At 72.1% G+C, this 20,276-nt stretch carries 14 protein-coding genes and 1 pseudogene; 12 read left to right on the top strand and 3 right to left on the bottom strand.

Annotation, left to right across the window (positions count from 1 at the left end; genetic code table 11):
* Positions 1-122: 122 nt before the first annotated feature.
* The 6 genes from ACFYQ5_RS10705 to ACFYQ5_RS10680 all read left to right on the top strand — a co-directional run bounded on the left by ACFYQ5_RS10705 (position 123) and on the right by ACFYQ5_RS10680 (position 6,006).
* The gene (locus ACFYQ5_RS10705; RefSeq protein WP_033300401.1) at positions 123-1,289 is read left to right on the top strand and encodes an ROK family glucokinase; all 1,167 of its coding nucleotides are present in this window, start codon (positions 123-125) and stop codon (positions 1,287-1,289) included.
* Positions 1,290-1,361: 72 nt separating this feature from the next.
* Entirely contained in the window at positions 1,362-1,985 is a 624-nt protein-coding gene (locus ACFYQ5_RS10700) for a hypothetical protein (protein ID WP_389196150.1), read from the top strand.
* A gap of 36 nt (positions 1,986-2,021) precedes the next feature.
* Positions 2,022-3,728 carry an alpha/beta fold hydrolase gene (locus tag ACFYQ5_RS10695; RefSeq protein WP_389196148.1) on the top strand — a complete coding sequence of 569 codons (1,707 nt, stop codon included), beginning with the start codon at positions 2,022-2,024 and terminating at the stop codon, positions 3,726-3,728.
* 12 nt (positions 3,729-3,740) lie between these two features.
* On the top strand, positions 3,741-4,388 hold the full coding sequence (locus ACFYQ5_RS10690; RefSeq protein ID WP_389196146.1) for an MBL fold metallo-hydrolase: 648 nt from the start codon (positions 3,741-3,743) through the stop codon (positions 4,386-4,388).
* A 34-nt stretch (positions 4,389-4,422) separates the two neighbouring features.
* Positions 4,423-5,202 carry an exodeoxyribonuclease III gene (locus ACFYQ5_RS10685; RefSeq protein ID WP_389196144.1) on the top strand — a complete coding sequence of 260 codons (780 nt, stop codon included), beginning with the start codon at positions 4,423-4,425 and terminating at the stop codon, positions 5,200-5,202.
* 54 nt (positions 5,203-5,256) lie between these two features.
* Positions 5,257-6,006, top strand: a complete 750-nt coding sequence (locus tag ACFYQ5_RS10680) for a Clp protease N-terminal domain-containing protein (RefSeq protein WP_389196142.1) — start codon at positions 5,257-5,259, stop codon at positions 6,004-6,006.
* A 96-nt stretch (positions 6,007-6,102) separates the two neighbouring features.
* Here the strand turns inward: ACFYQ5_RS10680 and ACFYQ5_RS10675 are convergent, their stop codons facing one another.
* Entirely contained in the window at positions 6,103-6,882 is a 780-nt protein-coding gene (locus tag ACFYQ5_RS10675) for an SDR family NAD(P)-dependent oxidoreductase (RefSeq protein ID WP_389196139.1), read from the bottom strand.
* A gap of 107 nt (positions 6,883-6,989) precedes the next feature.
* On the opposite strand from ACFYQ5_RS10675, the gene ACFYQ5_RS10670 reads away from it, so the two are divergent.
* From ACFYQ5_RS10670 to ACFYQ5_RS10645, 6 genes are all read left to right on the top strand, one after another.
* On the top strand, positions 6,990-7,451 hold the full coding sequence (locus ACFYQ5_RS10670; RefSeq protein ID WP_389196136.1) for a DUF6278 family protein: 462 nt from the start codon (positions 6,990-6,992) through the stop codon (positions 7,449-7,451).
* Positions 7,452-7,553: 102 nt separating this feature from the next.
* Positions 7,554-8,297 (top strand): amino acid ABC transporter ATP-binding protein, encoded by a 744-nt coding sequence (locus ACFYQ5_RS10665; RefSeq protein WP_389196132.1) that lies wholly within the window; start codon positions 7,554-7,556, stop codon positions 8,295-8,297.
* Between the two features lie 12 nt (positions 8,298-8,309).
* On the top strand, positions 8,310-9,224 hold the full coding sequence (locus tag ACFYQ5_RS10660) for a glutamate ABC transporter substrate-binding protein (RefSeq protein WP_389196129.1): 915 nt from the start codon (positions 8,310-8,312) through the stop codon (positions 9,222-9,224).
* A 16-nt stretch (positions 9,225-9,240) separates the two neighbouring features.
* Positions 9,241-9,885 carry an amino acid ABC transporter permease gene (locus tag ACFYQ5_RS10655; RefSeq protein WP_389196126.1) on the top strand — a complete coding sequence of 215 codons (645 nt, stop codon included), beginning with the start codon at positions 9,241-9,243 and terminating at the stop codon, positions 9,883-9,885.
* Positions 9,882-10,754 (top strand): amino acid ABC transporter permease, encoded by an 873-nt coding sequence (locus tag ACFYQ5_RS10650; protein WP_389196123.1) that lies wholly within the window; start codon positions 9,882-9,884, stop codon positions 10,752-10,754. Before ACFYQ5_RS10655 ends, ACFYQ5_RS10650 begins: the two co-directional genes overlap by 4 nt.
* A 510-nt stretch (positions 10,755-11,264) precedes the next feature.
* Entirely contained in the window at positions 11,265-11,438 is a 174-nt protein-coding gene (locus ACFYQ5_RS10645; RefSeq protein WP_389196120.1) for a hypothetical protein, read from the top strand.
* On the opposite strand, the pseudogene ACFYQ5_RS10640 reads toward ACFYQ5_RS10645, so the two are convergent.
* A pseudogene (locus ACFYQ5_RS10640) lies at positions 11,420-11,668 on the bottom strand (hypothetical protein); the annotation flags it as partial. The gene ACFYQ5_RS10645 and the pseudogene ACFYQ5_RS10640 sit on opposite strands and share 19 nt — an antisense overlap.
* A 188-nt stretch (positions 11,669-11,856) precedes the next feature.
* Entirely contained in the window at positions 11,857-20,265 is an 8,409-nt protein-coding gene (locus ACFYQ5_RS10635; RefSeq protein ID WP_389196118.1) for a type I polyketide synthase, read from the bottom strand.
* Positions 20,266-20,276: the final 11 nt, after the last annotated feature.

Below are 20,276 nucleotides of genomic sequence, written 5' to 3'. Positions count from 1 at the left end.
GCATCCCCCGCTCCCGGGCCGGAGACCGATTCCAGGGGCGGGGGAATGGCAGAATCGTGTACGGCGGGCGCCGTCCGCCGCCGGACGGACCACCGACCGGCCCCCCGACCTGCGCAGGGACGATGAGCACGTACCGCGACTTCACACACCGCGGCTCCGCCCGCGCGACCGTCCTGCGGACCGTCGGCACCAGGGAGCGGCGCTCGCACCTCACAGCGCCCAGGGTTCCGACCGTCGGCATCGACATCGGCGGGACGAAGGTGATGGCCGGCGTCGTCGACGCCGACGGCAACATCCTGGAGACCCTGCGCACCGAGACGCCGGACAAGTCCAAGAGCCCCAAGGTCGTCGAGGACACCATCGTCGAGCTGGTCCTGGACCTCTCGGACCGGCACGATGTGCACGCCGTCGGCATCGGCGCCGCGGGCTGGGTCGACGCCGACCGCTCCAAGGTGCTGTTCGCCCCGCATCTCGCCTGGCGCGACGAACCCCTCCGCGACGCCATCGCCTCCCGGCTGGTGGTCCCCGTGATGGTCGACAACGACGCCAACACGGCGGCCTGGGCGGAATGGCGCTTCGGCGCCGGCCGCGGCGAGGATCACCTGGTCATGATCACGCTGGGTACCGGCATCGGCGGCGCGATCCTGGAGGACGGGCACGTCAAGCGCGGCAAGTACGGCGTCGCGGGTGAGTTCGGCCATATGCAGGTGGTGCCCGGCGGGCACCGCTGCCCCTGCGGCAACCGTGGCTGCTGGGAGCAGTACAGCTCGGGCAACGCCCTCGTACGCGAGGCCAGGGAACTGGCCGCCGCGGACTCCCCGGTGGCGCACGGCATCATCGAGCGGGTCAAGGGCAACATCCCCGACATCACCGGGCCGCTCATCACCGAACTGGCCCGCGAGGGCGACGCGATGTGCGTCGAGCTCCTCCAGGACATCGGCCAGTGGCTCGGCGTCGGCATCGCCAATCTCGCGGCCGCCCTGGACCCGTCCTGCTTCGTCATCGGCGGCGGGGTCAGCGCGGCCGACGACCTGCTGATCGGCCCGGCGAGGGACGCCTTCAAGCGCCACCTCACGGGCCGCGGCTACCGCCCGGAGGCCCGGATCGCGAAGGCCCAGCTCGGCCCCGAGGCGGGTATGGTCGGCGCCGCCGACCTCGCACGCCTGGTCGCCCGGAGGTTCCGGCGGACCAACCGCCGCCGGGTCGAGCGTTACGAGCGGTACGCGCAGTTCTACGACCAGGCCGCGAGCACCATCCGTAACACGCGCAGCACCCGTACCGCCGACTGATCCACGGGCCGCGCGCCGCGGCCCGGCCACCCGCACTCCGCTCCGTACCGCAGCTTCGAGGGATCACCGACCATGACCGCAGCCGAGCACCACATCGTGCCGCGCCAGCCCCCTTCGTCAGGCTCTTCGGGGTCCTCAGGCTCCTCCGGAGACGGCGACGGGACGCCTCCGCAGGACCGGCGCAGGGTGATCCGCCGACGCCTGATCACGCTGACCATCATCGTGCTGCTCATCGGGATCCCGGCCGGCTACCTGGTGATCTCCGCAGGACAGAGCCGCCGCTCCGGCAAGGACAAGGAGGCCGAGGCGGCCGCCCAGGGACTGCGCGAGGACTGGCCGTCCGGCATGCAGCGCCGGATCTTCGAACTGCCCATCCCGGGCAACGCGGCCGGAGTCCAGTACTACGAGACGAACAACTGGAAAGCCAGTCGGATGTACGTGAAGTTCCGTACGACCTCCGCCGGGCTCGACCGCTTCCTGAGCGGTGTCGGCACCGGCCGTGCCGCGCTGGAGACCGGCAAGGTCACCATCAGCGACCGGGACGTCAAGATCACCGGCTGGTACTTCGGGCCGGGTGTCGACTGGGCGGGCACGGTCCACAAGAACAAGGATCCGCGCCCCACCCAGAACATCACCGTCAACATGACCGATCCGGCGGCTCCGGTCGTCTACGTGGTCTCTGCGGCGACCCCCTGACGCGGAGCGGACGGGCCGCTCATTACCCTGGCGCGAGTGAGTGAAGTGAGCGAGACGACCCCGCAGCCCGCCCGGCCCCCGCGGACGGCCACCCCCGAGCCCCTTCAGGGCGAGGTGATCCGGCAGCTGCCCTCGGCTCCCCAGCAGGGGCAGCCGTACGCGCAGGCCCCCGGGCCGACAGCCGCACAGTCCCCGCAGGCGGCCACCCCGCCTCCGCGACAGGCGTCCGCTCCGCACTCGCAGCCGGCTCCCGGACCGCAGTACACCCAGCCGCAGGAGTACGCCCAGCCGCAGGCCGCCCAGCCGTACTCGCAGGCTCCCGGACCTCAGCAGGTGCCGCAGCACGCCCCAGGTCCGCAGCACGCCCCGCAGCAGCCTCATGGCGCCGACGGGGCGCAGCCGGGCGGCCCGGCGGCACAGGGGCCGCAGCACGGTCCCGGTCCTCAGGCCGCGCGGCAAGCGCAGCCCGGACGGGTGCTCCAGTACCGCTTCGACGGGCCGGAGGACGCCCCCGTCCTGGTCATCGGTCCCTCCCTGGGTACCACATGGCACATGTGGGACCGCCAGATACCCGAGCTGTCCCAGCACTGGCGGATCTTCCGCTACGACCTCCCCGGGCACGGCGGAGCCCCCGCCCACCCCGCCACCGCGGTCACCGAACTCGCCGACCGCCTCCTCGCCACGCTGGACAGCGTCGGCGTGCAGCGCTTCGGTTACGCGGGCTGTTCCATCGGCGGCGCCGTCGGTGCCGACCTCGCGCTGCGCCACCCCCACCGGGTCACGGCCCTGGCACTCGTCGCCGCGTCGCCGCGCTTCGGCACCGCCGACGAATTCCGTCAGCGCGGGGTGATCGTCCGCAGCAACGGCCTGGAGCCGATCGCCCGTACCTCTCCGGAACGCTGGTTCACCCCTGGCTTCGCCGCGGCCCAGCCCGCCATCGTCGAGTGGGCCGTACAGATGGTCCGTACCACCGATCCCGGCTGCTACATCGCCTCCTGCGAGGCGCTGGCCGCCTTCGACATCCGTACGCAACTTCCCCGCATCGGTGTGCCGACCCTCGTCCTGGTCGGTGCCGAGGACAAGGTCACCGGGCCGGCCGAGGCCCGGACCCTGGTCGCGGGTATCCCGGACGCCCGGCTCGCCCTCGTCCCCGGTGCCTCCCACCTGGCGCCGGTCGAACAGCCGGCCGCCGTCACCGATCTGCTGCTCATGCACTTCTCGACCGCCTGGCAGGACACCCTCACGTCGATGCCCGTACCGCCGTCCCCGTCCCCGGGTTTCGCCGCTCCGTTCGCCCCCGTCGTCCCCGTCGCGGAGATCGCCGCCGCGGCCGAACTGCCCGACACTTCCCCCACGGGACGCAGCGACCGTTTCGACCGGGGGATGAAGGTCCGGCGCGAGGTACTGGGCGATGCCCATGTGGACGCCGCGGCGGCCGCGTCCGACGGCTTCACCGAGGACTTCCAGGAACTCCTCACCCGCTACGCCTGGGGCGAGATCTGGAGCAGGGAGGGCCTCGACCGCAGGGCCCGCAGCTGCGTCTCCCTCACCGCGGTCGTCGCGTCCGGGCACCTGGGCGGGCTCGCCCAGCACGTCAGGGCGGCCCTCCGTAACGGGCTCACACCCGTCGAGATCAAGGAGGTGCTCCTCCAGACGGCCGTCTACTGCGGCATCCCGGCGGCAGGCGCGGCGTTCGAGATCGCGCAGTCGGTGATCCAGGAGGAAACCACCCCGCACGCGTAGCAGGATGGTGGCATGAACGCTTCGTCTCTCACGCTCACCAAGAAGACCCACTCCTGCGTCCGCCTGGAGCGGAACGGCCAGTCGCTCGTCATCGACCCCGGCGGATTCACCGAGGACGACGCCGCGGTCGGCGCGGACGCGATCCTGGTGACGCACGAACACCCCGACCACTTCAACGAGGCGCGGCTGCGTGCCGCGTTGGAGTCCAATCCCGCCGCACGGGTGTGGACCCTGCGCAGTGTGGCCGAGCAGGTGTCCGCCGCGTTCCCGGGGCGCGTGACCACGGTCGGCCACGGCGACACGTTCACCGCCGCGGGACTCGAGGTACAGGTGCACGGCGAACTGCACGCGGTGATCCACCCGGACATCCCGAGGGTCACCAACATCGGTTTCCTCGTGGATGGTTCGGTCTTCCACCCGGGCGACGCCCTCACGGTGCCCGACCACCCGGTGGACACGCTGATGCTGCCGGTCATGGCCCCCTGGAACAAGATCTCGGAGGTCATCGACTACGTACGCGAGGTGAAGCCGCGCCGTGCGATCGACATCCACGACGCCCTGCTCACCGACCTGGCCCGCCCGATCTACGACATGCAGATCGGCGCACTGGGCGGGGCGGACCACGGCCGGCTGAGCCCAGGCGACGCGACCCGTCTCTGACCCGATTGTCAGTGGGAGCGGTTAGGTTTACCGCATGCGCATCGCCACCTGGAACGTCAATTCCATCACCGCCCGGCTTCCGAGGCTGCTGGCCTGGCTGGAGAGCAGCGGCACCGACGTGCTGTGCCTCCAGGAGACCAAGTGCACGCTCGAGCAGTTCCCCGCCGAAGCACTGCGCGAGGCGGGTTACGAGTCGGCGGTCAACGCCACAGGCCGGTGGAACGGCGTCGCGCTGCTCTCCCGCGTGGGCCTCGCGGACGTCGTGACGGGCCTGCCCGACGGCCCGGAGTACGAGGGCGTGCAGGAGCCGAGGGCGGTCTCCGCGACCTGCGGGCCCGCCCGCGTCTGGTCGGTCTACGTGCCCAACGGCCGTGAGGTCGCCCACGACCACTACGCCTACAAGCTGCGCTGGCTGGAGGCCCTGCAGAAGGCCGTCGCCGGGGACGCGGCGGGGGCGCTGCCCTTCGCGGTCCTCGGCGACTTCAACATCGCACCGTCCGACGAGGACGTGTGGGACCCGGCTCTCTTCGTGGGCGCCACCCACGTCACCCCCGCCGAGCGGGCGGCGCTCGCCACGCTGCGCGAGGAGGGACTCTCCGACGTGGTGCCGCGCCCTCTCAAGTACGACCACCCGTACACCTACTGGGACTACCGCCAGCTCAGCTTCCCGAAGAACAAGGGCATGCGCATCGACCTCGTCTACGGGAACGCCGCCTTCGCGGCGGCGGTCAAGGACAGCTACGTCGACCGCGAGGAGCGTAAGGGCAAGGGAGCCTCCGACCACGCCCCGGTGGTCGTGGACCTCGACCTCTGACGGCACTGTCAATGACGGGTTGACGCACTCCGAGTGTCAACCTAGGGTTGCCTCATGACGAAACCGCTGCGCGCCAACCCGCCCATCCGTCTCGACGACCTGATCGACGCGATCAAGGGAACCCACACCGACACGCTGGAACAGCTCTCCGGAGCCGTGGTCGCCGCGGATCACCTGGGTGAGATCGCCGATCACCTCATCGGCCACTTCGTGGACCAGGCGCGCCGATCCGGCGCGTCCTGGACGGACATCGGCCGGAGCATGGGGGTCACCCGGCAGGCCGCCCAGAAGAGGTTCGTGCCCAAGAAGCCCGGCGAGGCCTCGGACCTGGATCCGAGCCAGGGCTTCGGCCAGTTCGACCAGCAGGCCAGGAACGTCGTCATGGGTGCGAACAACGAGGCCCACGCCGCCCGTAATGACGAGGTGGGGGTGGAGCACCTGGTCCTGGGACTCCTGGCGGAGCCGGACTCGCCCGGCGCCCAGGCGATCGTCGGACAGGGGGTCCCGCTGGAGGCGGTCCGGGAGGCGGCGGCACTCGCCCTGCCGGCCGCGGCCGGCGACGTCCCCGAGCTGATTCCGTACGACGCCGGGGCCCGCAAGGTCCTGGAGCTCACCTTCCGGGAGGCGCTGCGACTCGGCCACCACGTCATCGGGACGGGGCACATCGTGCTGGCCGTGCTGGAATTCGAAGGGGGCGCCGGCGTCCTGTCGGGGCTGGGGATCGACAAGGACGTGGCGTCGTCCGATGTCGCCGCGGCGGTCGCCGCCGAAACAGAGGGCGCGACTCCGGGAAGCGAAGGCTGAGGTTGCCGCCCGGCGCCCGGCGCGCAGGCAACGGTTGCGCCGGGGCGACGCGGGTGCCTCCCCTCGCCGGGGCGGCCCCCGCGTCCTCGGGCCGCCTCAGTGCACCGAGAACCCGCCGTCGACGAACAGGGACTGCCCGGTGACGTAGGAGGAGGCGGCGCTCGCCAGGAACACCGCGGCGCCGGCGAAGTCCCCGGCCAGCCCGTTGCGTCCCGCCATCGTGCGAGCGGCCAGCGCCGCCACCCGCTCCGGGTCGGACGACAGGCGCTCGTTGAGCGGCGTCATCACGAATCCGGGCACCAACGTGTTGCAGGTGACACCGTGCGGCGACCAGGCCTCGGCCTGCGAGCGGGCCAGTGACTCCAGCGCCCCCTTGGAGACTCCGTACGCACCGCTCTGCACGAAGGCCCGATGCGCCTGCTGCGACGTGATGTGGATGATCCGGCCGAAGCCCCGCTCCGCCATACCCGGGCCGAACCTGCGGCCCAGCAGATAGGGCGCCTTGAGGTTCACCGTCATCGTGGTGTCCCAGACGTCCTCGTCGAGCTCGCTCATCGGCGGCCGCAGGTTGACCCCCGCGCAGTTGACGAGGATGTCGGGCTCACCGAACGCGGACGCCGCCTCCTCGCCGGCCGTACGCACGCCCTCGGAGGTCCCGAGGTCGGCGCTCACCCAGGCCGCCCGGCAGCCGTCGTCGGTGAGTTCACCGACGGTGCGCACCAGTTCCGCCTCCCTGCGTGCCACGACCACCACGCTCGCGCCGGCATGTGCCAGCGCTCCCGTGATGGCCCGGCCGATGCCGGAACTGCCGCCGGTCACCACGGCGACCCGGCCTTCCAGCGAGAAGAGTTCGGAAAGATAGTTCTGCGACGTCATGCCCCTATCCTAGATATATGACCAGGTCATGTACGGGGCAGGTCCCGGAGTGGGCGCAGTCGCGCGCCTTGTGATGCGGGAGGCGCCCGGGATGGGATCCTGGTCGGATGAACATCCCTTTCCTGGACAACTGGCGTAAGCGCCAGGGCGGTGCGCGGGAGGTGGCTCTCGCGGCCGCCGTCGAGACCGATCCGGACGGCGTCGCCGAGCTGTTCGCGGAATGCGAGTTGCTGCGTGCCCGGGCGGGGCAGTGCGGCCTCGAACTCGACGACACTCCCGTCTCGTTGTCCGCGCTCGACCAACTGCCGCCCATCTGGCGCGACGATCCCGAGGAGCTGCCCTGGGTGGGGAACGACGCCGGCCTCTACCTCGGCACCGTACTGGTGCGTACCGTCCCCGGAGCCGTCTGGGACATCCTGGCGGGCGGAAAGCCGGTGGTGCGTCTGGCGTCGGGGCGCGAGATCGATGTGGTCGCCGCCGGTCTGGACTGGGCGATGTCGGGGAGCCCCGAGCTCTCCGAGATGTACGCGGAGTCGGCGGAGAGCGGCCCCGAGGCCAAAACGCGATAAACAGCCTTATGCGCTTCCGGTGCGTGTCGGCGCCGAAGTGCGCCTCCGCCCCGGATAGTTTGCGCTGACCTCGACACCAGCGATAAGTGGGTAGGGCAGCGTATGGCCGTCGATCCGTTGATCGAACTGCGGGACGTCAACAAGCACTTCGGGAAGTTGCACGTACTGCAGGACATCAATCTCACCGTCGGCCGCGGGGAGGTGGTGGTGGTCATCGGCCCCTCCGGATCGGGCAAATCGACGCTCTGTCGGACCATCAACCGGCTGGAGACGATCGAGTCCGGCTATATCGCCATCGACGGGAGGCCGCTCCCCGAGGAGGGGAAGGGGCTCGCGGAGCTCCGGGCCGAAGTGGGCATGGTCTTCCAGTCGTTCAACTTGTTCGCCCACAAGACCGTGCTGGCGAACGTCTCGCTCGCCCAGCTCAAGGTCCGCAAGCGCAAGAAGGACGAGGCCGACCGGCGCTCCCGGGAGCTGCTGGAGCGGGTCGGGCTCGCCTCGCAGGCGGACAAGCTGCCCGCCCAGCTCTCCGGGGGCCAGCAGCAGCGCGTCGCCATCGCCCGCGCCCTCGCCATGGATCCCAAGGCCCTCCTCTTCGACGAGCCCACCTCCGCGCTCGACCCGGAGATGATCAACGAGGTCCTCGAGGTCATGCAGCAGCTCGCCCGGGAGGGCATGACCATGATGGTCGTCACGCACGAGATGGGCTTCGCCCGCTCCGCCGCCAACCGCGTGGTCTTCATGTCCGACGGACGCATCATCGAGAACCGCACTCCGGAGGACTTCTTCACCTCCCCGGAGAGCGACCGCGCCAAGGACTTCCTGTCCAAGATCCTCAAGCACTGACAGGGGGGCACCGTGTTGCGTACGAGGAACATCGCCGCCGTGCTGGTCTGCCTCCTGATCGCCGCGCTCTCCGCCGGCTGCGGCAGAGAGGGCAGCCCGCCGGTCAAGGGCCCGAAGGCCGGAGCGCTGCCCCAGTACAAGGTCGACACCGGCTTCGAGCTGCCGGAGTCGAAGACCTGGAGAAAGGCCAAGAAGCGTGGCCACCTGGTCGTCGGCGCCAAGGAGGACCAGCCGTACCTCGGCGAGAAGGATCCGGCCACCGGGATCTACTCAGGCTTCGACATCGAGATCGCCCGCATGATGGCGGCCTCGCTCGGCTTCGATCCGGACACGATCCGCTTCCGGACCATCGCCTCCGCCAACCGTGAGACGGCGCTCCAGAACGGGCAGATCGACTACTACGTCGGCACCTACACGATCAACGACATGCGCAAGAAGATCGTCGGCTTCGCCGGGCCGTACTACATGGCCGGGCAGGGGCTGTTGGTGCGCACCGACGAGAACGACATCCACGGACCGCAGGACCTGGCGGGCAGGACCGTCTGCTCGGCGGCCGGGTCCACGCCGTACCAGCGCATCGCGGCGGACTTTCCCGAAGCGGACCTCGTCGCGTACGACACCTACTCGATCTGTGTCGACAACCTGCTGACCTTCCAGGTAGACGCCGTCACCACGGACGACGCCATCCTGCTGGGCTTCGCGGCCAAGGCGCCGGAGGAGATGAAGGTGGTCGGCAAACCCTTCTCCGAGGAGCCGTACGGCATCGGCGTCCCGCGCGCCGACAACGCGCTGCGCGCCGCGCTCGACGACGCCCTGGAGGCCAACGAGAAGGACGGCAACTGGAAGAAGGCGTTCGAGGCGACCCTCGGCCTGTCCGGAGTGCCCGCGCCGAGACCCCCGACCATCGACCGTTACCCGGCGAACTGAGGGGCCGGCCACCACCATGGACGTACTGACAGAGAACTTCTCGCTCTACGGCAAGGGCTTCCTCGGCACCGTCGAGCTCACCGTCTACGCCTCGGTTCTGGCGCTGGTGCTCGGCTTCGCCATGGCGTCCTTCCGGGTCGCGCCCGTCGGCTCGCTCCGGGTGATCGGCACCGTCTGGGTGGCGGTGCTCCGCAACACCCCGCTGACGCTGCTGTTCTTCGCCGTACTGCTGGGTCTGCCCCGCTTCGGACTGGTCCTGCCCTTCCAGGTCTTCGCGGTCCTCGCACTCGGCTGCTACACCTCGGCCTTCATCTGCGAGGCCCTGCGCTCCGGTATCAACACCGTGCCAACCGGGCAGGGCGAAGCGGCTCGGAGCCTCGGGATGTCCTTCGGACAGACGCTGGGCAACGTGGTGCTCCCACAGGCCTTCCGGTCGGTGATCCCCCCGGTCGGCTCGACGCTCATCGCCCTCGCCAAGAACTCCGCGATCGCCGGGGCCTTCAGCGTCACCGAGCTGCTGGGCACCTACAAGACCCTCAACGAACTCGGTTACAGCATCATCTGGTCCTTCATCTGGATCGCCGTCGGATATCTGATCATCACCCTCGCCATCAGCGCACTCTTCAACGTGTTGGAGAAGCGCTGGGGAGTCGCCCGATGACCCACTCCACCGCCTCCGCCACCGCCCTCTACGACATTCCCGGGCCCGTCACCCGCAAGCGGCACTTCCTCTACGGTGTCCTCTCGACGGCCGTGATCCTCGCGCTGTTCGGCTGGATCCTCTATCTTCTCTTCGACACGGACCAGTTCACCGGTGCCAAGTGGACGCCCTTCACGTACAAGGGCATCCAGGAGCTGCTGCTGCGCGGTCTGGGGAACACGCTGAAGGCCTTCGCCTACGCGGCGGTCCTCTCCCTGGCCCTGGGGGCCGTGCTCGCCGTCGGCCGGCTCTCCGCCCACAAGCCGGTGCGCTGGATCTCGACGCTGCTGGTCGAGTTCTTCAGGGCCATGCCCGTGCTGGTGATGATCTTCTTCATCTTCGTCGCGCTCAAGGTCCAGCCGCTGCCGGCGCTGGTGGCCGGGCTGACCCTCTACAACGGGTCCGTGCTCGCGGAGGTCTTCCGTACGGGGATCAACTCCGTGGAGAGGGGGCAACGGGAGGCGGCGTACGCGCTGGGTATGCGCAAGACACAGGTCACCACCCACGTCCTGGCGCCGCAGGCCGTCCGGGCCATGCTGCCCACCATCATCAGCCAGCTGGTGGTGGCACTCAAGGACACCTCGCTGGGCTATCTGATCACCTACGAGGAGTTCCTCCACGCGGGCAAGCTGATCGCGTCGAACCTCGACTACGATCTGCCGTTCATCCCCGTGGTCATGGTGATCTCGCCCATCTACATCGGCATGTGCATGCTGCTCTCCTGGTTCGCCACCTGGGTGGCGAGACGGCAGCGGCGCAACCCGAAGACGGAAGGGACCGGCGTCGCGCCCGCCGAGCCGGGAACGCTCATGCCGGGCCGCTCGCGGTAGCCTTCGGCCGACCCGCCCGGCAGCAGCCGGTGATCACTCCTCGTACCGTGGAACCGGGACGCGATCCGTATCCGTGTGCGGTGGGGGAGAAGGTCAGCTGCGAGCCGGCCGGGTCGCGGCCGATGCGACGAGGGCCGGCGCAGGTCACCGGGTGGCATGTGGCCGGCCCGGACGCCGTGGACGTGGAGCGTGGTTCCACGCCCACGGCGTCCAGGCAACCGGTGCCGCAGGCGCACCCCTGGAGCGCGATCGTGGAATTTTCGCGTGGGAACGGCGAACGCCCGTTTTCGCGGGAGGAGTTGTCATGCGGTACGCCGACGGGCCGAGCACACATCGCGAGGTCCGGATCTCCGTCGGCCCCGCGCGCGTCCGGGGATCCTGGCCGACGTCGAGGCCATGGCCGGGTGGAGCCCCGAGCCGGTGAGGGGTGGAGCGGCTGGACGGCGCCGCCCCCGGCGGCCGGCGCTCCTTGCGTCAACCTCAACGCGCCTCCCATGAACGGAAGTTGGCGTGCTGTCGCCCACTTTCACCGCGTTCGAACCCGGCAACACGCTCACCTGGTGCGTTCTGGGCGTCGGCGGCCGTCACGGCACGCCGGTCGACGACCTGGACCTTCGCACGCACGCCGGACGCGGCGGAGCGCCGAGTGCGCGGCGTCCCGGACCTCAGCTGGTGGGCCGGTGAGAAGTCCGGGGCGCAGCGGGCAGCGGTGACTGTGCCGCCCGTGTCACATCGCCGACCAGCTCGACGGCATCGGGGCCGTACGCCTGGGAGTTGACCACGTTCAGGAGCAGTACGAAGGAGCCGTCGCGGTGCTTTCGCTGCAGTTTCTCGTAGGTGCGCATGAGGCAGCGCGAGGCGGCCTGGTCGGTGATGGCGCGCTGTCCGCAGAGCAGGAACACGGGCCGGGCATCCACGGGTCTCGGTCAGGGATCCTGGACGCTCGAGACATGCACGAGGTCGTCGAACGCCTCCGTGTGGTGATGGACGACGGCGGACAGAGGCGCGACGGTGAATTGCGCTCGCTGGACGGAAGGCGACGGGTGCGCCATGCCGGAACCCGTTGCGGAAGAAGTGGGTCGCCTCCGCCGGGACGTTCACCTCAGACCAGGCTGCCCAGCCGGCGATGAACGGCGAGGGCGGTGGCGCGGGCGTGCTCGTCCAGCATGGTGAAGTGGTCCCCGGGCACGGTCACCTCGGCGTGCGGCAGGCTCCAGCGCGGTGCCGGCTCTGCGCCCGGCAGCAGGTCCCGCGCCCGCACGTACAGGGTGGGGCAGGTGAGCGAAGCGGGTTTCCAGGCCTCGAAGAGCTTGAAGTACGCGGCCATGGCGGTGAGCCGGCCGAGGTCGGCCGAGGCGAACTCCGCTGCTCGACGCAGCATGTCCGACGTCATCGCGGACAGTGTCCCGTGCCGGTCGCCGTGACCAGGGGGATACGTGTCCAGCAGGACGACGGCCACCGGGGCGGCACCCTCGGCCTCCAGCCGCTCGGCGACGGCATGAGCCACCCAGCCACCGGCCGAACGCCCCAGCAGTACCAGGGGCTCGCCGGCCGCGGCGGTGCGGACGGCGGCGGTCTGCGCGGTGACGAGGGCGTCCAGCGTGGCGGGCAGTGCCTCCCCGGGCCCGAACCCCGGATGCCGTACGGCGGAGGCCGGCCGGAGGTCACGGAACCCGGCACCGAGGCGTGCGTACTCCTGCGGTCCGGAGAGCGCGCTGAGCGCGGGTAAGCAGACCAGCCGCGTTCCCTTGCCGCCCGCGGCGAGTGTGACCGGTCCGACCGTCGCGTCGAGCGCCCCGTCCCGGTCGAAGACCGGGCGGAGGCGGGCGGCGACGGTGAGCAGTGCCATGCCGTCCCAGCTCTGTCCCCGGGCGCACGCGGTACGGAAGAGCGCCCCCACGGAGTCCGGAGATTCCCCGGTGTCCGGTCCGTCCGCGGACCGCACCCCGAGGTCCGGCCGGGCGGCCCCACCCGGGTCGCGGCCCGTGCCGCCGTCCACCGATCGGCCGAGGGAGCTCGACGAACGTGCGGCGCCGACCCTTGTCGGGCTGTCGGTCGCCGGGCCGTTGGTTCCCGCGCTGTGGGCCTCGGCGCCCGGGCCAGGTGCCTCGACGGCGTACCGGCGCGTCAGCTCGGCGGCGAGCGAGCGCGGCACGGGGAAGTCGAACAGCAGCGTGGACGGCAGGTCCAGCCCCGTCGCCGCCGCGAGCTCGTTGCGCAGATCTACCGCGGCGAGGGAGTCCAGCCCCAGGTCCGTCAGCAGGACGTCCTCGTCGATGGCGCTCGCCCCCTCCGGATGGCCCAGCACCCGAGCTGCCAGGGTCCGGACCTCCGTGAGCAGTACCTCGGCCCGATCGCCGGGGGAAGCAGTGGCCAGCACCCGGCTGAGCCGGTGCCCACCCTCGCCGGCCGTGGGTGTTCCCAGCGGGCTCGGCGCCGGGCCGCCGCCGCGGAGAGCGGCCACCTCGAGACGGGCCGCCACCACCACGGGGTCGTCACCGGCCACGGCGGCGTCGAAGAGGGCCAGCCCCTCCTGCGTCCCGAGCGGCGCGAACCCGGCGCGGGTCATCCGCCGGCGGTCCGCGTCGCCGAGGTGTGCCGTCATGCCGTCGCTCTGCCGCCAGGGGCCCCAGACGATCGAGGTACCGGTCAGGCCGAGCCGCCGCCGATGCCGTGCCAGGGCGTCCAGGACACAGTTGGCCGCGGCGTAGTTGGCCTGGCCCGCGGAGCCGAAGGTGCCCGCCACCGAGGAGAACAGCGCGAACATGGCAAGGTCCTGCTCCCGGGTCAGGTCGTGCAACGCGAGAGCGGCGTTCACCTTGGGGCGCAGCACCCGCTCCAGGCGGGCGGTGGTGAGCCCCGCGACGACACCGTCGTCCAGTACCCCTGCGGCGTGCACCACGCCGGTCAGGGGGTGAGCCTCCGGGACGGCGTCGAGCAGGGCGGCCAGCGAGGTCCGGTCCGCCACGTCGCAGGCGCGCACGGTCACCCGGGCGCCCGCCTCACCCAGCTCCGCGACGAGCTCCCGCACCCCCGGTGCGTCCGGACCACGACGGCCGACCAGCAGCAGCTGCCGGACACCGTGGGCGGTGACCAGGTGCCGTGCCACCCGCAGCCCCAGTGATCCGGTGCCGCCGGTGACCAGGACAGTGCCCTCAGGGCGTAGCGACGGCCGGGTTCCGGGCTCCGCCGGGCCCGGTGGCCGTCGGACGCCGGGCTGTGACCCCGTGCCGGGCAGGGGCACCAGCTCCGGCACGTACACCGTCCCCCGGTGCACGGCCGCCTCCGGCAGCGACGCGGCTGCCACGGAGGGCACGGCACCCCAGGAGCACGGGTCCTCGTCCACGTCGATCAGGGCGAAGCGACCCGGGTTCTCCCGCAGGGCCGAGCGGACCAGGCCCCACACCGGCGTGTGTGAGGGCACGGACTCGGTCAGGCCGGGCTGCCCGGCCTTCCGGCGATCGGTGTCCTCCGCACGAGCACCGTCGGCGGTGGGTGTGACGGCGCCGGAGGTGACGAGGACGAGGCGACAACCGGAAAGGTGCGGTTCGGCGAGCCACCGCTGTACGAGGTCCAGCGCCCAGCTCGTCATCCACAGCAGCGCGGCGGCCGGGTCCTGCCCGCCGTCGCAGGCCGTGCCGGGGGGTGGAGGGCAGGGCGCCACGACCACCTCGGCCGACGCGTCGCACGCGGCCGGATCGGAGTAGACCGGGACACCGCTGCCCGGCGGCGCCAGGGAGTCCACGCTTTCGGTGCCCGCCGTTCCCAGCACCGCCCACCGCGCCGCCGCGGGGGCGGGCGCGGGCGGTCCGGCGAGCGGCACCCAGTCCGTCCGGTGCAGGATGCCGGCGGGAGCATCCCTCGCCGGCGACCCGGTTCGTGGCAGAGGCCGCAGTGTCAGCGCACGCACCGTCGCCACCGGTGCTCCCGTCTCGTCGGTCAGCTCCACCACGGCCCGTCCGTCGGCCTCGTGCGTCGTCCGGACCCGTACCCGTTCCACGCGGGCGGTGCGCACGCGCACACTCACTCCGCCGAAGGCGAACGGCAGTGACAGCCCGGTGCCGGCCCGGGCGGGCCGTCCGGGCGGGCCGTCCGGTTCGGCAGGGTCCGCGGCGAGGCCGTCCAAGGCCAGGCTGTGCAGCGCCGCGTCGAGCAGCGCGGGGTGCAGGAGAAACCGCGGGCCGTCCCTCTCCGGACGCGGGTCCCGGGCGGCGTCGGGCAGCGCGACCTCGGCGTACAGCTCCTCGCCGTGTCGCCAAGCGGCCCGCATGCCCTGGAACGCGGGGCCGTATCGCAGCCCGGCGGCGGCCAGCCGCTCGTACGGTCCTGCCCCCGGAGCGTCGTCCGACGCGTGCAGTGGCATCGCCCCTTCCGGCGGCCAGGCCACCTGCGGCCGTGACGGGTCGACGTGGGGTGCGGCGGCCTCCCCGTCCGCGGGCTGCCGCTGTGGCGCGAGTGTGCCGACGGCGTGCCGGAGCCACGGCCGGTCACCCATCGGGGCGTACGGTCGCGAGTGGAAGAGCACGGTCCGCCGCCCCGCGTCGTCCGGTCCTCCGACCTTCACCTGCAACTCGACGGCACCCGTCGAGGGCAGCGTCAGCGGCGTGGTCAGGACGAGTTCGTCGACGACCGTCGCGTCCGTCGCCTCGCCGGCGTGGAGGGCCATCTCCACGAAGGCGGCCGCCGGCAGCAGTACCTCCCCCGTCACCACGTGGTCGGCCAGCCAGGGCTGGTCGTGCACCGAGAGCACGCCGGTCAGCAGCAGCCCGTCGTCGTCGGCCGTCCGGGTCGCCGACCGCAGGAACGGATGTCCGGGCCCTGCGGGCCAGGAAGGGGAAGGACGCTCGGTGTCCGGCTCCAGCCAGTACCGCCGGCGCTGGAAGGCGTACGTGGGCAGGGCAACGCGTCTGCCGTCGCGCCCGCCGTAGACGGCCCGCCAGTCGACGGGCACGCCGTGCGTGTGCAGCGCGGCAAGTGTGCCGAGTAACGCGTCCGGCTCCGGCCGCCTGCCCCGCAGCGTCGGCAGGACCTGCGGTGCCGTTCCCCGTCCGCCGTCGGCCGCCGTGTCCACCTCCTGCCGCGTCGCGGCCCCTCCGGATGTGGCGAGGCAGTCCCGCACCAGGCCGGTGAGCACTCCGTCCGGCCCCAACTCGACGTAGTGGGCCGTCTCCCGTCTGCGCAGGTGCGCCACCGACTCGGCGAAGCGGACCGGGCGGCGGACGTGGTCCACCCAGAACTCGGGTGTACGCAGCTCCTCCTCGGTGGCTTCCCGGCCCGGCAGGGCGGTGATCAGCGGCAGCCGGGGCGCGGCGAAGGACAGTCGCCCGACCACTTCCGCGAAGTCGGCGAGCACGGGTTCCATCCGGGCGGAGTGGAAGGCCTGGCCGACGCGCAGCGGCGCCGCCGGACGGCCGAGCTCCCTGAAGTGCGCGACGACCGTCCGCACCGCGTCCTCGTCGCCGGAGACGACCACCGAGGAGGGCCCGTTGACCGCGGCGACCTCCGCGGCCCACCCGGTCGCGGCGAGCCGGGCGGCCACCTCCTCGGGACCGGCTGCCACGGAGGCCATCGCGCCACCCGACGGCAGCGCGTCCATCAGCCGGCCGCGGGCCGCCACCAGCGTGCAGGCGTCCGCGAGGGACAGCACCCCGGCGACGTGCGCCGCCGTCACCTCGCCGACCGAGTGGCCGGCCACCAGGTCGGGGCGCACCCCCCAGGCCTCGAACTGCCGGAACAGGGACGTCTCCAGGGCGAAGAGCGCCGGTTGCGTGTAACGGGTCGTGTGCAGGAGCGCACCCGTCTTCGTACCGGAACCTGCGAACACGACGTCCCGCAGGGGCACCGGCAGCAGCGGGTCGAGCAGAGCACAGCACGCGTCGAACGAAGCGGCGAAGGCCGGATGCAGCTCCCGCGACGCGTACAGCTCGCGGCCCATGCCCGCACGCTGGCTGCCCTGACCGGTGAACAGCACAGCCAGCGGGCCCCGCCTGCGTGAGGTGCCTGTGTGCACTTCGTGCGGGCCGCCGTCCTCCGCTGCGGCCCGCACGCCGCTCCGGGCCACGGCTCGCAGGGAGCCGAGCAGCTCGGCGCGGTCCCGGGCCACCACCACCGCCCGGTGCTCGAACGCCGTGCGGGTGGTGGCGAGCGAGTACCCGATGTCCGACAGGTCGCTCTCAGGGGCGGCGGCCACGTGGTCGTACAGTCGGCGTGCCTGCTCCTGCAGTCCCGGCACGCTTCTGGACGACAGGGGCAGGGCCACCGCGGCGGGTCCGTCCCGCCTCCCTCCCGTCCGTGTGGGTGTCCTGTCCCTCGGTGGCTCTTCGAGCAGCACGTGTGCGTTGGTGCCGCTGATGCCGAAGGAGGACACACCCGCTCGGCGCGGCCGGTCCGTCACGGGCCACTCCACCGCCCGGTCCAGCAGCGCGATCCGCCCCGTCGACCAGTCGACCCGGGGTGTCGGCTCGTCGGCGTGCAGCGTACGGGGCAGTACCCCCTGTTCCATCGACTGCACCATCTTGATCACACCGGCCACCCCCGCGGCGGCCTGGGTGTGCCCGATGTTCGACTTCACCGAGCCCAGCCGCAGTGGACGCGCTCGCGCCTGACGCCCGTACGTCGCGAAGAACGCCTCCGCCTCGATGACGTCTCCCAGCCGGGTACCGGTGCCGTGCGCCTCCACCGCGTCGACGTCCCCGGGCTCGAGCCCCGCGTCGGCGAGCGCCTGCCGGATCACCCGCTGCTGCGCCGGCCCGTGCGGTGCAGTCAGCCCGTTGCTCGCCCCATCCTGGTTCACCGCCGAACCGCGGACCACGGCCAGCACCGGAAGTCCGGCGCGGTGCGCGTCGGACAGCCGGCCCAGCAGCAGCATCCCGGCGCCCTCGGCCCACCCCGTACCGTCGGCGGACGCGCCGAACGCCTTGCAGCGCCCGTCCGGGGCCAGCGCCCGCTGCCGGCTGAACTCGACGAACGACGACGGCCCCGACATCACCGTGGCCCCGCCCGCCAACGCGAAGGCGCACTCACCCCGGCGCAGCGCCTGAGCCGCCAGGTGCAGGGCCACCAGGGACGAGGAACACGCGGTGTCCACGGTGAGGGCCGGCCCTTCGAGGCCGAACGTGTAGGCGATACGACCCGAGGCGACGCTTCCGGCGTTGCCGAGGCCGAGGTATCCCTCGACGTGCGCGGGGGTCCGCGTCAGGCGGCGGGCGTAGTCGCTGTACATCAGTCCGACGTACACCCCGGTCGCCGTGCCGCGCAGGTCGGCGGGGAGGAGTCCGGCGTGCTCGAAGGCCTCCCACGCCACTTCGAGGAGCAGCCGGTGCTGCGGGTCCATGGCCGGCGCCTCGCGGGGGGAGATGCCGAAGAAGGCGGGGTCGAAGCGGTCCACGCCGCTCAGGAAGCCGCCCTCGCGGACATACGTCTTCCCGGGTCGTCCCGGCTCCGGGTCGTACAGCTCCCGGGTGTCCCAGCCCCGGTCGGCGGGGAACGGACCGATGGCGTCCCTGCCGTCGGCCACCAGTCGCCACAGGTCCGCGGGCGAGGTCACGCCCCCCGGGTAACGGCAGGCCATGCCCACGATCACCACGGGGTCCTCGTCCGGCCGGACCGCGCTCCGCAGCGCGACCCCGGCGCCGGCCGGTGCGGCGGCACCGCGCGAGCCCAGGTGGGCGGCGAGCGCGGCGGCCGTGGGGAAGTCGAAGGCCACGGCCTCGGAGAGCGGCAGCCCGGTCACCGCCGACAGCCGCTCCCGCAGCACCGTCGCCGTCAGGGAGTCCATCCCCAGGTCCCGCAGTGCCGTTTCGGGTTCCACCGCCTGGGCCGTACATCCGAGTACGGCCGCGACCTCGTCGCGCACCAGGGAGAGCAGGCCCTGGGCCGGTCTCTCGGATGCCTTCGCGCCCAGCACCCGCGCCGGCCGGTCGGCGAGATCCCGCCGGCGGATCTTCCCGGAGCCGGTACGGGGGATGTCCGCCACCTCGTACAGCTCGGCGGGAACCTTGTATCCGGACAGCTCCGCCCGGCAGGCGGCGAGTACACGTCCCCGGTCCGGTGCGCCGCCGCCCGGCTCGGGCACGAGGTAACCGACCGGCACCTCGCCGAAGACGGGGTGTGGGCGCCCGGCCACGGCGGCGTCCGCCACCCCCGGCAGCCGCCGTAGCACCGCCTCCACCTCCGAGGGGTGGACGTTCACCCCGCCCCGGACGATCAGATCACTCACCCGGCCGACGACCGTGAGTTCGCCCCGGGCGTCGATCCTGGCCAGGTCACCCGTACGGAACCAGCCGTCGCTCAGTACCTCGGCGGTCGCCTCCGGCCTGCCGTGGTAACCAGCCATCACGCCGGGCCCCCTGACCCACAGCTCGCCCTCGCCCGTGTCGCGCCCGTCGGCGCCACCGCCGACCCGAGCCCGGGTGCCGGGCAGCACCCGGCCGCACGCACCGGGCGCCGTCGCCTCACCCGGTGCCGCCATGGTGACCGGGCCTGCCTCCGTGCTGCCGTAGTGCTCCAGATAGGGAACCCGGCAGACCGCCTCGAAGGACTTCCGGAACCCGGGACCCGCCGCGGCGCCGCCGCTGACGCATCCGCGTAACGAGGGCGCCCCGAGACCGCCGACAGCCTTGCCGCCTCCCTCGCCCCGGACCGCGTCGAGCAGCGCCGAGAACGTCGTCGGCACTCCACCGAGCAAGGTGAACGGCGCGCCCTCACCGCGCAGTTCGCCGAGCACCCCCGCCACCGTGAACCGGGGCAGGAGCATGGCGCTCGCCCCCACGGCGATCACCCCGAGGACGCACACCACCTGGCTCAACGCGTGGTGCAGGGGCAACGGCCACAGCACACGGTCCCGTTCGGACAGACCCAGGACGCCGACGAGACCCGCCGAGACCGGCGCCAGACGATTGCGTTGGGTGGACAGGACGCCCTTGGGCGCACCGGAGGAACCGGAGGTGTAGAGCAGCCAGGCCACCTCGTCCAGCGCCAGGTCGTCCCGGGCCGCTGTCAGCGGCTCCGTGCCCGCCAACTCCTCATAGCGCAGCACTCCGTCCGGGGCCGAGAGGGGCGAGGCCGTCCCGGGCCCGGCGCCCGTCCCGTCCGCGTCCTGCCCGCCCCGGGCTGCCACGACGGTCAGCCCGGGGCGGGACAGCAGTCCGCGTCGTCGCGCCAGGCACGCGTCGTCGGTGATGAGCACCCGTGCCCCACTGTCGTCCAGCAGGCGTGACAGCTCGGGCTCCGAACAGTCCGGGTCCAGGGGGACGCCCACACCACTCGCGCGGATGACGGCGAGCAGGCTCTCGACGGCCTCGACACGGTTGCCGAGCAGGATCGCCACCCGCTCGCCCCGAGTCAGGCCCAGCGCGGACAGGTGGCCGGCCAGCCGGCCGGTCCTGCGCTCCAGCTCCCGATAGGTCACCTGGGTGATCCGGTCCTGGCAGCAGACCTTGTCCCCGAGACGCCGGGCGTGCTCCCTCAGCAGCGTGGGCAGTGGCGTGACGATCCCGGTGTGCGTACCCATCGCGTTTCCCC

This window comes from Streptomyces sp. NPDC005794 (assembly GCF_042871445.1).
Lineage (GTDB): Bacteria > Actinomycetota > Actinomycetes > Streptomycetales > Streptomycetaceae > Streptomyces.
The sequence above is the reverse complement of the archived record's forward strand: the minus strand, read 5'-3'. Positions and strand labels throughout refer to the sequence as shown.

Excerpts from the sequence above, each read along its gene's own strand:
- ACFYQ5_RS10670 (WP_389196136.1), top strand. The coding sequence starts at position 6,990 with ATGAACATCCCTTTCCTGGACAACTGGCGTAAGCGCCAGGGCGGTGCG.
- ACFYQ5_RS10675 (WP_389196139.1), bottom strand. The coding sequence starts at position 6,882 with ATGACGTCGCAGAACTATCTTTCCGAACTCTTCTCGCTGGAAGGCCGG.
- ACFYQ5_RS10635 (WP_389196118.1), bottom strand. The coding sequence starts at position 20,265 with ATGGGTACGCACACCGGGATCGTCACGCCACTGCCCACGCTGCTGAGG.
- ACFYQ5_RS10665 (WP_389196132.1), top strand. The coding sequence starts at position 7,554 with ATGGCCGTCGATCCGTTGATCGAACTGCGGGACGTCAACAAGCACTTC.
- ACFYQ5_RS10685 (WP_389196144.1), top strand. The coding sequence starts at position 4,423 with ATGCGCATCGCCACCTGGAACGTCAATTCCATCACCGCCCGGCTTCCG.
- ACFYQ5_RS10655 (WP_389196126.1), top strand. The coding sequence starts at position 9,241 with ATGGACGTACTGACAGAGAACTTCTCGCTCTACGGCAAGGGCTTCCTC.
- ACFYQ5_RS10705 (WP_033300401.1), top strand. The coding sequence starts at position 123 with ATGAGCACGTACCGCGACTTCACACACCGCGGCTCCGCCCGCGCGACC.
- ACFYQ5_RS10690 (WP_389196146.1), top strand. The coding sequence starts at position 3,741 with ATGAACGCTTCGTCTCTCACGCTCACCAAGAAGACCCACTCCTGCGTC.
- ACFYQ5_RS10700 (WP_389196150.1), top strand. The coding sequence starts at position 1,362 with ATGACCGCAGCCGAGCACCACATCGTGCCGCGCCAGCCCCCTTCGTCA.
- ACFYQ5_RS10680 (WP_389196142.1), top strand. The coding sequence starts at position 5,257 with ATGACGAAACCGCTGCGCGCCAACCCGCCCATCCGTCTCGACGACCTG.
- ACFYQ5_RS10650 (WP_389196123.1), top strand. The coding sequence starts at position 9,882 with ATGACCCACTCCACCGCCTCCGCCACCGCCCTCTACGACATTCCCGGG.